General features: G+C 67.0%; 12 protein-coding genes. 2 read left to right on the top strand and 10 right to left on the bottom strand.

Annotated features, from left to right (window positions below; all coding sequences use genetic code 11):
• From HCZ97_RS15210 to fabD, 9 genes are all read right to left on the bottom strand, one after another.
• Positions 1–237 carry a hypothetical protein gene (locus tag HCZ97_RS15210; RefSeq protein ID WP_167689641.1) on the bottom strand — a complete coding sequence of 79 codons (237 nt, stop codon included), beginning with the start codon at positions 235–237 and terminating at the stop codon, positions 1–3.
• A complete protein-coding gene (locus HCZ97_RS15205; protein ID WP_167689640.1) occupies positions 230–1,360 on the bottom strand; it encodes a phage portal protein in 1,131 nt (376 codons plus the stop codon). Before HCZ97_RS15205 ends, HCZ97_RS15210 begins: the two co-directional genes overlap by 8 nt.
• 295 nt (positions 1,361–1,655) lie before the next feature.
• Complete coding sequence (locus tag HCZ97_RS15200) at positions 1,656–2,879, bottom strand: DNA-packaging protein (protein ID WP_254871555.1); 1,224 nt, start codon at positions 2,877–2,879, stop codon at positions 1,656–1,658.
• A gap of 52 nt (positions 2,880–2,931) precedes the next feature.
• Positions 2,932–3,273, bottom strand: coding sequence for a hypothetical protein (locus HCZ97_RS20630; RefSeq protein WP_254871554.1), 342 nt, complete (start codon positions 3,271–3,273; stop codon positions 2,932–2,934).
• Between the two features lie 210 nt (positions 3,274–3,483).
• Positions 3,484–4,641 (bottom strand): endolytic transglycosylase MltG, encoded by a 1,158-nt coding sequence (gene mltG, locus HCZ97_RS15195; protein ID WP_167689636.1) that lies wholly within the window; start codon positions 4,639–4,641, stop codon positions 3,484–3,486.
• Between the two features lies 1 nt (position 4,642).
• Positions 4,643–5,902, bottom strand: a complete 1,260-nt coding sequence (fabF, locus tag HCZ97_RS15190) for a beta-ketoacyl-ACP synthase II (protein WP_167689635.1) — start codon at positions 5,900–5,902, stop codon at positions 4,643–4,645.
• A gap of 337 nt (positions 5,903–6,239) precedes the next feature.
• Positions 6,240–6,473, bottom strand: coding sequence for an acyl carrier protein (locus HCZ97_RS15185; RefSeq protein WP_167689633.1), 234 nt, complete (start codon positions 6,471–6,473; stop codon positions 6,240–6,242).
• A gap of 330 nt (positions 6,474–6,803) precedes the next feature.
• A complete protein-coding gene (gene fabG, locus HCZ97_RS15180) occupies positions 6,804–7,541 on the bottom strand; it encodes a 3-oxoacyl-[acyl-carrier-protein] reductase (protein WP_167689631.1) in 738 nt (245 codons plus the stop codon).
• Positions 7,542–7,646: 105 nt separating this feature from the next.
• Entirely contained in the window at positions 7,647–8,582 is a 936-nt protein-coding gene (fabD, locus tag HCZ97_RS15175; RefSeq protein WP_167689629.1) for an ACP S-malonyltransferase, read from the bottom strand.
• A 282-nt stretch (positions 8,583–8,864) separates the two neighbouring features.
• Between fabD and HCZ97_RS15170 the strand changes: the two genes are divergently transcribed.
• Together HCZ97_RS15170 and HCZ97_RS15165 are read left to right on the top strand one after the other, a co-directional pair.
• Positions 8,865–9,233 (top strand): hypothetical protein, encoded by a 369-nt coding sequence (locus HCZ97_RS15170; RefSeq protein WP_167689627.1) that lies wholly within the window; start codon positions 8,865–8,867, stop codon positions 9,231–9,233.
• Between the two features lie 234 nt (positions 9,234–9,467).
• Positions 9,468–10,733, top strand: coding sequence for a cytochrome b/b6 domain-containing protein (locus HCZ97_RS15165; protein ID WP_254871553.1), 1,266 nt, complete (start codon positions 9,468–9,470; stop codon positions 10,731–10,733).
• A 284-nt stretch (positions 10,734–11,017) separates the two neighbouring features.
• On the opposite strand, the gene HCZ97_RS15160 is transcribed toward HCZ97_RS15165, so the two are convergent.
• On the bottom strand, positions 11,018–11,605 hold the full coding sequence (locus HCZ97_RS15160) for a YceI family protein (protein ID WP_167689625.1): 588 nt from the start codon (positions 11,603–11,605) through the stop codon (positions 11,018–11,020).
• Positions 11,606–12,021: the final 416 nt, after the last annotated feature.

Here is a 12,021-nt window from a genome sequence, read left to right as displayed (position 1 = left end):
TCAGGGGAGCCGTTCGATGATGGATTGAAAGGCCTGGGCCAGGATCACGCCCACGACGCCGTAAACGGTTATCCACAAACGCCTTTCCATACGTTCGATGATCCCGTTCTGGCGTTCGATCCGCTCTTCCAACTGCCGGATCTGCAGCTTGGTGACCCGCTCATGGGCCTCCAGTTTCAGGGAGGGGGCGCATTGGAAATCATAGCTGACAGGGGTGACCTCGCGGATCTCACCCATTGGACATGTCCAGCGGCGGCAGGCCCAGCATGGCCCGTTTCTCCGCCTCGGACAGGAACGTCGCCTCGCCCACGCGCTTCCACAGCGCCTCGCGCTCCGCGCTCAGGGCCGGCACCTGTTCGAGGTCGGGCGCCAGGGTCAGGTCCTCCTCGGTGAAGCGTTCCAGCCATTCGCCAAGCGCGGCGGTGACGCGGGTGGCCAGCGGCAGGACCGTCAGGCGGTAGAAGGCGCGGTTGGCCTCCTGGTAATTGGCGTAGGTCGCATCGCCCGGGATCCCCAGCAGCATGGGCGGCACCCCGAAGGCCAGGGCGATATCGCGGGCCGCGCTCTCCTTGGTCTTCTGGAATTCCATGTCCGAGGGGCTGAACCCCATCGGCTTCCAGTCCAGCCCGCCCTCAAGCAGCATGGGCCGGCCTGTGGTCATCGTGCCGTCGCCGCCCGTGCCGCGATAGACGATGGCCCCGGAGGGGCGCGCGGCATTGTCCAGCAGCGCCTTGGACCAGCGCGTGGCCGAATTGTGCACGTCCAGCGCCGTGGCGGCGGCCTGCATCGGGGACAGGCCGTAGTGATCGTCCTGCGGATGGAAGCTCTTTATGTGGCAAATCGGAGAGCGCGCGCCACTGACATCGAAACGGTGCTTGCGCCCGTTGACGGTGTAATCGAAGGCCACTGGCCAGCCATCGGCGCCGGGCACCAGGCTCATCCGGTCGCTGCGCAGCACGTGCAGTTCCACCGGCGCACCCTCTTCGGCAGCCACCGCCTCGATGTAGCCATTGCCGGTCAGCAGAAGCTGGCCATAGAAGGCCTCCAGCAGCTCGGCGCGGCCCTGGGCCGTGTTCGGCTTGCGCAGCAGGCTCAGCAGCGGGTGTTCCTCGTACCGTCGGGCGCTGTCCTGAAGGATCAGCGGCAGGGCGGCGGCGGCCTCGGCGATCAGCTTGACCACCCGAAAGCCCACCGGGTTGCCGGCAAAGCCGTTGCGGGTCAGGGACACCGCATCGCGCGGGGTCCAGGCCACGCGGCCTCCGGCGGCCTGCATCGCCACCAGCTTGCCCGTGGCAGAGGCTTTCTGCTCCGGTGCGGCGGCTGCCGTGGCTTCGCGGCGGAAGTAGTCGATCACGCCCATTCCTGTCTCCTTGTCTAGGCCTGGCACCGCCGCGAAAGGCGGGCCCCGGCCGGAACCCCTGCCGGGTCTCCCGGCCCGGATCTGCTGCGTGGCGATCCGTGGGGAACACTCTGCTACGAGCAGGTTAAGAAGCATCTCATCCAGCGTACGCTGCCCCTCAAGCCCCTGACAAAAAGGTCATTTCCAAGAAAACAGGACATCCCCCCGGGACCCGGACACAAAAAAACGGGCCCCGGAAAATCCGGAGCCCGTTCGGCATTCTCATCTGTTTGGCCTGACGCGAACCGGCCTGACGCTAAAGCGTGCGCACCTGCGGTCTCTGGCCGGCCTGGGCGGCGATCATCAGGTCATGCAGCGCCCAGACCAGCGCATCCAGCCGGTCCGGGCTACCGGCCCCCTCCCAGCCGCGCATGGTCATCTGGGTCAGCTGGTCCTCCAGCTTGCCAAGGCCGCGCAGGTGGCGCACCCGGCCCTGTTCGTAAAGCGCCGCGACCGGCTCTGCCCGTGCGGCCTTGCCACGGGCGGCACGCACCTTCTTGACCGGGGCCAAGGCATCCACCTGCCGGATGACGGCCTCCACAAGATCACCCCCCTGGTTTACCTCGGCCACGATGCGATCCGCACCGTGGCGCTCCATCGCGGCAATGGCGGCTTCGGCCCATTGATTGGGAGAGGCGGCGCTGATGCTGGCATCCTCCAGCACGAAGGCGCGCCAGTCCTTCGGCTCGCCCCGGCTGATCACGCCGGCCACGATGATCCCGCATTCGTCGGACCCCGCGTGGCCGGTCACGGGCGGATCAACCGCCACGACCACGCGGTCCAGCTCGGGCACGCGCTCCACCTGGGCAGAGACCAGCATCGCCTCGGTCCAGAGCGCCCCCTCCGCATCGCTCATCATGATCCCGTCCAGCTCCTGCCGGCCCAGCCGCGTGCCGGCATAGCGCGCCCGCACCTCTTCCAGGAAGCTCTCTGCCAGGTTGGCGCGATTGGCCTCTGTCGGGGCCTGGGTCACCGCTGTCGAGGGGCTCTCAAGCAGGGTCTTCAGCACGCCGACATTGCGCGGCGTGGTGGTCACACAGACCCGGGGCGCCTGCCCCAGCCGCAGCGCGAACTGAAGCATGTCCCAGGTATCCTGCGCCTTCTTCCATTTGGCCATCTCGTCCAGCCAGGCCCCGTCGAACTGCGGGCCGCGCAGCGCCTCGGGTTCATGCGCGGAAAAGACCTGCGCCTCGGCCCCGTTGGGCCAAAGCAGACGGCGGCGGCTGGGCTGCCAGTCGGGCCGCCGGTCAGGGGGCGAACAGGCCATGATGCCGCTGTCGCCGAAAATCATCACGTCCCGCACCTGATCGATGGTCTCTCCCACCAGGGCCAGCCGCCGGCAGCGCCCCGCATCCAGCGGGCGCGCCCCTTCGACCTGGGCGCGCACCCATTCGGAACCGGCACGGCTTTTGCCCGCGCCGCGCCCGCCCATGATCACCCATGTCCGCCAGTCGCCCTCGGGCGGCAACTGGTGGGGCATGGCCCAGAATTCGAACAAAAAAGGGAGAGCACGAAGCTCTCCCTCATCAAGGTCATCCAGGAAGTTTTTCTGGATTTCCGCATCTGCGCAAGCGATCCAGGCGGCACCTGATCGAAGCCCTTGCGGCGTCGAGGTCGATATCTCCTCCTGCGGGCTCTGGGCCCCTCCGCTGTCTTCCGTCATCGAGTTTCGCCTCCATCTCCATTGCAAAGCGGATCCACGTGCGGATCTCTCCGCACATCCTGGTGGCATCCTTCACCGCCTCGGTCTCTCCGGCGCGCAGCCTGCCCTGCACCGCCTTCAGATCCCGGGTGATGTCGGAAACCTGTTTCTCAATCGTCTCAATTGTCTCACGCAACCGGGTGTCGTCTCTGTTGGACTGATTATTTGTCATTGTCGCTCTGCCTCGCGATTGTTGTCCCCGATCGAGCAGCATGAAAAAACGGCCTCGGGATCACTCCCGGGACCGTTCGCCCATTCCTTCCAGCATGTCACAAAAGCTGCCAGAGACCGTGCGCTCTGTCAAACCGGCCAGCGGCGCGCCGGTTAGGGAAATCTCAAGGTCTTTCCCCATCCGGCGGCCAAGTCACTGGTCTGGTTCAGCTCAGTTGTTGGTCTCCCGCTCGATCTCGCGCCAGCGGGCGACATTGGCGTTATGCTCTGCCAGGGTGGCGGCAAAGGCATGGCCACCGGTGCCATCGGCCACGAAGTAGACATACTCCGTATCCGCCGGATGCACCGCGGCTTCGATCGCTGCCCGTCCGGGGTTGGCGATCGGACCGGGCGGCAGGCCGTCGATCTGGTAGGTGTTGTAAGGCGTCACCCGGTCCAGCTCGCTGCGGCGCAGACCGCGATCCAGCACGCCCTGCCCGTTGGTCACCCCGTAGATCACCGTCGGGTCCGTCTGCAGACGCATGCCGCGCCGCAGCCGGTTCTCAAAGACCGAGGCCACGAGGGTCCGTTCTCCCGGCACTGCTGTCTCCTTCTCGATGATGGAGGCAATGGTCAGCAGTTCCTCGGGCGAATCCAGCGGCAGATCGGGATCGCGCGCCTCCCAGGCGGCGGTCAGGATCTCGTTCTGGCGCGATTGCATCAGCTCCACCAGCGCGGTGCGGCTGTCGCCCCGGGTCAGCGAATAGCTTTGCGGCGCCAGGCTGCCCTCTGCGGGGGTCTCCTCCACCTCGTCTCCGCTCAGGATCGGAACATCGTTCAGCACCTGCTGCACCTGCCAGGAGGTCACGCCCTCTGCCAGGATCAGTTGGAAGCGCGTGTCATTGTCTTCCAGCATGTTGGTGAAGATCTCGGGCGTTTCGAGCTCTTCAGAGGGGACGAAGCGCGCCTGTTCCTCGTAGCGGTTGGTGGCCGGATCCAGCTCGCGCACCAGCACGTCAGAGGTGCGGATGCCGACGCGCCAGATGATCTCCGTGCCGCAGGTATTGGCGCCGCCACGGGTGACGATATCGACGATCTGCTCCATGGAGGCCCCGGCCGGCACCAGGAAGGCGCCCGCCTTGAGCTCATCGGATTTCTCCGCGTAGTCCGCACCGATCCGCATCAGCGTCCCGTTGGAAACGGCGCCGGTTTCCTCAAGGTCGTGCGACACGGCCCGCATGTTGGACCCAGAGGCCACCCGCAGGCACATCGCCTGCTCAAGCGGGCCCTCGGCCACGTACTGGCGCTGCCCCCAGAGGATGGCACCGGCCAGCAGCACCCCGAGCATGATCAGGATGGTGAATCCGTTCGAGGCGATAGAGCGCCACATGTTATTTGGCCTTCCCGAAGAGCAGGCTTGCGTTGGTGCCGCCGAAGCCGAAGGAATTCGACAGGGCCACGTTGATCTCGCGCTCGTGCTTGGCGTTGGGCGCCAGGAACAGCTTGGGCGTGACGGCCGGGTTATCCAGGTTGATGGTGGGCGGCGCCACCTGGTCACGCAGCGCCAGGATGGAGAAGATCGCCTCGATCGCGCCGGCCGCGCCCAGCAGGTGGCCGGTGGCCGACTTGGTCGAGGACATGGTGACCTTGCCCGCGTGATCGCCCATCAGGCGCTCCACGGCGCCCAGTTCGATGGTATCCGCCATGGTCGAGGTGCCGTGCGCGTTGACGTAATCCACGTCCTCGGGCGTCAGGCCCGCGCGTTTCAGCGCCATCTCCATGCAGCGGCGTGCGCCGTCGCCGTCTTCGGAAGGAGCGGTGATGTGATAGGCGTCGCCCGACATGCCGTAGCCCAGGTATTCGCCGTAGATCTTGGCGCCACGCGCCACGGCGTGTTCGTATTCCTCAAGCACCACGACGCCGGCGCCCTCACCCATGACGAACCCATCGCGGTCCTCGTCATAAGGGCGGCTGGCCTTTTCGGGCTCATCGGCGCGCTTGGTGGACAGCGCCTTGCAGGCGTTGAAGCCCGCGATGCCGATCTTGCAGATGGCCGCTTCCGCGCCGCCCGCGATCATCACGTCCGCATCGCCCCACTGGATCAGGCGTGCCGCATCCCCGATGGCATGGGCGCCCGTGGAACAGGCGGTCACCACCGAATGGTTCGGGCCCTTGAAGCCGTACTTGATCGAGACCTGGCCAGAGATCAGGTTGATCAGCGCGCCCGGCACGAAGAAGGGCGAGACACGGCGCGGGCCCTTCTCGTTCATCATGATGGCGGTATTGGCGATGGAGTTGAGCCCGCCGATGCCGGAGCCGATCAGCACGCCGGTGCGCCACTGGTCCTCGTCCTCGGTGGGTTTCCAGCCGCTGTCCTCGACCGCCTGCATGGCGGCGGCCACGCCGAACTGGATGAAGGTATCGACCTTGCGCTGTTCCTTGGGCTCCATCCAGGCATCGGCATCGAAGGTGCCATTGCTGCCATCGCCCCGCGGCACTTCGCAGGCGTAGGTTGTGACAAGCCCTTCCGGATCGAATTGCGTAATCCGGCCTGCCCCGGATTTTCCGTCCAGGATGCGGTTCCAGCTTTCCTCGACCCCGGAGGCCAGGGGAGTGACCAGGCCCAGCCCGGTGACGACGACACGACGCATATTCTGTCCCTTTGTACTACTCTTGGATGCTCATACCCGAGGGGCCCCATGCTGGGCAAGACTTGGCCCGCCTCCGCGCGCGCGCGGAATACGCCTCTCGGCGACTTTCCCGCCTGGCGGTCCCTGCCCGGGCGACCGGACGGAGGGGGGCGCTGCCCCCGCCGCGCGTGCCGCGCGCCTCCCCCGGAGTTTGCCGGCAAGAAGAAGGGGCGACGGCCCGACGGACCGAGGGCCGTTGTCCTGCACCGCGGAAGCGGGCCCGACAAACAAGTAAGGCCCCTGCCGATCAGGCAGAGGCCCTGTCTTATCGCTCACCCCGCGGGGCGCGCGGACCAGCTCAGACGGCTTCGGAGATGAATTTCACCGCGTCGCCGAAGGTCTGGATGTTCTCTGCTGCGTCATCGGGGATCTCGATGCCGAACTCTTCTTCGAAGGCCATGACCAGCTCGACGGTGTCCAGGCTGTCTGCGCCCAGGTCGTCGATGAACGAGGCGTTCTCGGTCACTTTTTCTTCTTCCACGCCGAGATGCTCGACAACGATTTTCTTCACGCGCTCTGCGACATCGCTCATAGGTCTTCCCCTCACGTCAGGTGGGCACTCTGGCCCGGTTTTGCCTCGCCCTTGCGGGCTGGTTAACTCATGCCCATTCGGGCGGTTTGTCCCCGCGGAATGCGAGGCACGGAGGCCGTCCGGTCATGGCCGCCCCCGTCGATCTGCGCCGCCTATAGCATATGGGTGGAAAGAGGCAAACGCTTTCACGACTTGTGACCCGGATGCGCCGATTGCAAGGCACCACGGGGTGGATTTCCGCGCCCTCCCCTTCGGGACCACGCGCTTTTGGGAAGGAAATCGGGCGGATGCACCCCGGCAGGGAGCCGGACCCCCCGCCCGATTCCCGCCTCAGATCATCGCCATGCCGCCGTTCACATGCAGGGTGGCGCCGGTAACATAGCCGGCTTCGGGGCTGGCCAGGTAGAGCACGGCGGCCGCGATCTCTTCCGGGGTGCCCATGCGGGCCGCGGGGATCTGGCCGTCGATCTTGGCCTTCTGCTCATCCGTCAGCTTGTCGGTCATCGCGGTGGCGATGAAGCCCGGCGCGACGCAGTTGGCGGTGATGCCGCGGCTGGCAACCTCGTAGGCGATGGACTTGGTCATGCCGACCATCCCCGCCTTGGAAGCGGCGTAGTTCACCTGGCCGGGGTTGCCGGTGGTGCCCACGATGGAAGAGATATTCACGATCCGGCCCCAGCGGGCCTTCATCATCGGGCGCATCACGCCACGACAGAGCCGCATGGTCGAGGTCAAGTTCACATCCAGGACGCTCTGCCAGTCCTCGTCGCTCATCCGCATGAAAAGCTGATCGCGGGTGATGCCGGCGTTGTTCACCAGGATATCCAGGCTGCCCATCGCCGCGATCGCCGCCTTCGGCAGGGCCTCCACGGCCTCTGCATCCGAAAGGTTGCAGGGCAGCACATGGGCCCGCTCACCCAGCTCTGCCGCCAGCGCCTCAAGCGGCGCCTCGCGGGTGCCGGAAAGCCCCACGGTCGCACCTGCGCCATGCAGCGCCTTGGCGATCTCGCCGCCGATTCCGCCACTCGCGCCGGTGATCAGCGCCGCTTTGCCCGTCAGATCAAACATCTCTCGCTCCATTTTCCGGCAGCCCCCACCCTGCCATTCTTCTTGCCGATAAACTCTGGGGGAGTCGCGGCCTGCCGCGACGGGGGCAAAGCCCCCTCTTCTGTCTCAGACCGCCTCTGCGGCGGCCTTCACCTCTTCCGGCGTGCCGACCTGGCGGCAGGCGATGGACCGTTCGATCCGCCGCACCATGCCGCTCAGCGCCTTGCCCGCGCCGATTTCCCAAAGCTCGCTCACGCCCTGGCCCGCCATCCAGGCCACGCTTTCGCGCCAGCGGACAGAGCCGGTGACCTGCTCCACCAGCAGCGCCTTCAGCGCCTCGGGATCGGAGACCGCCTCGGCGCGCACATTGGCAACCACGGGCACCGCCGGCGCCGCGAAGGACACCTCTGCCAGCGCCCCGGCCATCACCTCTGCGGCGGGCTGCATCAGCGCGCAGTGGAAGGGGGCAGAGACCGGCAGCAGCACGGCCCGTTTCGCGCCCTTGCCCTTTGCGATCTCCAGCGCGCGTTCCACGGCCTCCTTGTGGCCGGAGACCACGACCTGCCCCGGATCATTGTCGTTGGCGGCCTGGCACACCTGGCCCTCGGCGGCTTCGGCCGCGACCTCTGCGGCGGTGGCGAAATCCAGGCCCAGCAGGGCGGCCATGGCGCCCACGCCGACCGGCACGGCTTCCTGCATGGCCGCGCCGCGAATGCGTAGCAGCCGGGCGGCATCGGCCACGCTCAGCGCGCCCGCCGCGGCCAGCGCGGAATATTCACCCAGGCTGTGACCGGCCAAGAAGCTGGCGGCCTCGATGCTCACGCCCTCGACTTCCAGCGCACGGAAGGCAGCCAGAGAGGTCGCCATCAAGGCCGGCTGGGCATTGCGGGTCAGCGTCAGCTCTTCCTGCGCGCCCTCCCAGATCAGGCTGCTCAGGCTTTCGCCCAAGGCCTCGTCGACCTCGTCGAAAACGGCTTTCGCGGCAGGATAGGCCTCAGCCAGTTCCTTGCCCATGCCGATGGTCTGGGCACCCTGGCCCGGAAACACGAATGCGCGGCTCATGACTTGCTCCCTCACGTCATCTTTGGCCCGGGGGATAGCCAAAGCCGGCGGATATGGCAATGCAAGAGGCAGGATGCGGACCAGCGGACCGCATTGAGAGCGCGCGATCTCGCCGCCGGGGGAACGCAGGCCTTCCCCATCGAAGGGGCGGCTTGCGTGGGGGCTTGCGCCCCCGGCACCCGGCTGACGCGCCGCACCAATGATCCGCGCACCTCCCCAGCCCCTGACGGCCGGAAATGCCCGCAGATTGTCCCCCAAGGGCCACGACACCGCCTACCACGCATGTTCCTCTACCTGGCCTCGACGCTTTTCACCCTTGGCATGATCTCCATGTTGGTCTGGTTCAGCTTCCGCCGCGCCGTGCTCAGCCCGGCGGACTATGACACCTACGCCAAGATGACCTCTGCGGTTTCGATCTATTTCGGCGTCAGCTATTCGCTGGTGATCCTGGGCATCTACCTGCCCGTCACCCTGGTCCTGAACCGCCAGATCGCAGAGGCGAAAGAGGGCATCGCCCCCACGCCGGAAGAGGCCGCCGGCCGCACAACCCATGACCTTCTGCGCCAGATCGAAGCCGCGCTCAGCCTGCTGGCACCGATAATCACCTCGCTCATCGCCAGCTTCGGGGCCTCGGCCTTTTCCATCCCCTGATGCGTGGTCCTGACGGGACAGGATAAAGCAAGCCCTCGCCCCCGCCCCTCCCAGCCAAAGCGCGTGTTCCCCGCGCACCGGTGGCCGCGCCGCCGCGCGCTCATGCACAGATACTGCGCAGGCAGCAGGAATTGAGCCGCCCCGGCCCCGCCGTCATGTTGCGCAGCAACCCACCCTCAGCCATGCCGCCCAAACCCTGCCACTCCCCGGCACGCCAACCCGAAGGACATTCCCTTGCCCCATGACACCGGCCGCCCCGAACAGCGCCGCCCCGACGGCGGGCTGCGCGACAGCGCCAGCCATTACGGTCCCGTCACGCGCAGCATCCACTGGCTGACCGCGCTGCTGATCCTCCTCGCTTGGCCCCTCGGCCTGATCGCGCACGACATGTCCGCCGATATCGCCACCGCCGCCCCGCAGGACCAGGCCCGGCTTGTCGCCACCACGGCCACGCTCTTCTCCGTGCACAAGACGCTGGGCGTCGCGGTCTTCTTCACCTCGATCCTGCGCGTGCTCTGGGCGGTGATCCAGCCCCGCCCCGGCCTGCTGAACGGCGACCGCCGCGCCGAGGCCCTGCTGGCCGAGGTCGTCCACTGGCTGCTTTATGCCTCGCTGATCCTGGTGCCGCTGACCGGCTGGCTGCATCATTCCGCGACCACGGGCTTTGCGCCGATTCTCTGGCCCTTCGGCCAGCACCTGCCCTTCGTGCCGCAAAGCGACCGGCTGGCCGCGATCTTCTCCGGCGTGCACTGGGCCTTTGCCTGGGCGCTGACCGCAACGCTGGTGCTGCATATCGCCGGCGCGCTGAAGCACCACGTGATCGACAAGGACGCCACCCTGATGCGGATGCTGCGCGGCGCCCCCCGCGCCGGCAGCAAGAAGCAACCGGGCCACGCGCTGCCCGCTGCCTCGGCCGCCGTTGTCCTGATGGCTGTGGTCGGCATCGGCATCGCCAACCGCCCCGGCGCCGAAGCCGCCCCCCAGCAGGCCGCCACCCCGGCCCTGGAAAGCCTCGCCAGCGACTGGCAGGTCACCGAACGCAGCCTGGGCCTGGCCGTCACCCAGTTCGGCAAGCGCGTCGAAGGCAGCTTCGCCGACTGGACCGCCCAGATCGCCTGGGACGACAGCGTGATAGAGGGGCTGGCCGGCCATGTGACCGTCCATGTCTCCACCCCCACGATGACCCTCGGCTCGGTCACCGAACAGGCGCTTGGGGAAAACTTCCTCGATGCCGCGGCACATCCCATGGCCACTTACGAGGCCGATCTCTTCCAGACCCCCGAAGGCCCCCGCGCCGAGGGCACCTTCACCCTTGTCGGCGTCAGCCAGCCGCTCGCCTTCCCCTTCGCGCTTGAAATCACCGATGGCACCGCCCATGCGACCGCCAGCGTCACCGTGAACCGGATGGACTACGGCATCGGGGAAACCATGCCGGACGAAAAGACCGTCGCCTTCCCGGTCGAGATCTTCTTCGACCTCACCGCGACACGTGCCGAGTAGGCCCGGCTACGACACACCAAGGAAAGACACGACACATCACGACAAGGCGCCGCTCCCCCGCGGCGCCTTTTTCATGCCCGCCGCAGCGCCCTGCCCGCGCTAAGGCAGCCCTCAAATACGCCCCCTGGCGCGCCAAACCCTCTCAAGCCAAGCGCTCTTTCCAAACACCCGGACGCCCGGCCCCACAGCTCCAAACAAATCGGCCCCAAACAAAAAGGGCGCGCCCTCCCGGACACGCCCTTCCCATTCTGCAACCCGGCGCCTCTAAGCGCCGGAAGCACCGATCACTCGGCCTGCATCGCCTCGATGGAGATCTCGATCTCGACTTCGTCAGAGACATAGGGCGCGAACATGCCCATGTCGTAATCGGAGCGCAGGATCGTGGTGGTGGCGTCGAAACCGGCCCAGGGCTTGCCCTCCATCGGGTGCTCGCCAACCTGGTTCAGCGCCGCATCCAGAACCACCTCGTTGGTGATGCCGTTCAGGGTCAGATCGCCGGTGATCAGCGCGGTCTCATCGCCCGTCACCTCGATGCTGGTGGAGGTGAAGGTGATCAGGTCGTTCTCTTCCGCACCGAAGAAATCACCGGTCAGGAAATGCGCGGTGCGCTCGTCGATGCCGGTGACCAGCGTATCGGCAGGGATCGTCACCTCGACAGAAGAGGCCGCGGGGTCTTCCGCGTCGAACTCGATCGTGCCGCCGAAGCCGGAGAACATGCCGAAACCGGTGGAGAAGCCCAGGTGGTTGTAATGGAAGATCAGCTGGGTGTGCGTGGTATCAAGGTCGTATTCGACCGGCGCCGCCACGGCAGAGGTCATCAGCGCAGGGGTGGCAAGGAGGGCAAGTGCGGTGGCCATCACGGTGGATTTCATCAGGATATGCCTTTCATCCAATGGGTGGTCTTGGACGGGGACCATCCCCGGCCAGTGTACCCCGGACACCTCGCAGGCCCGCACCCGCGCGTAAATCCATGACTCCCCCACAGGACCTGTGCGGTATCGAACAACCGCCCGCCCTTGCAATCTCTTCGCCCCGCCCTCCACCCGGCCCAAACCGCCCAATACCCCCCGCCCTTCACCAAGCCCCCAAACTTCACCTGGCCAAAAATACTTCGGGGGGAACGCCGCACGGCCCCGTCGAGGGGCCATGCGGCGTGGGGGGCAGCGCCCCCCCCCCCCCCCCCCCCCCCCCCCCCCCCCCCCCCCCCCCCGCCCCCCCCCCCCCCCCCCCCCCCCCCCCCCCCCCCCCCCCCCCCCCCCCCCCCCCCCCCCCCCCCCCCCCCCCCCCC

Origin of the sequence: Pseudooceanicola sp. HF7 (genome assembly GCF_011806405.1) — a bacterium.
Lineage (GTDB): Bacteria > Pseudomonadota > Alphaproteobacteria > Rhodobacterales > Rhodobacteraceae > Pseudooceanicola.
Note: the sequence above shows the minus strand (reverse complement) of the source record. Positions and strands in the feature narration are given on the sequence as shown.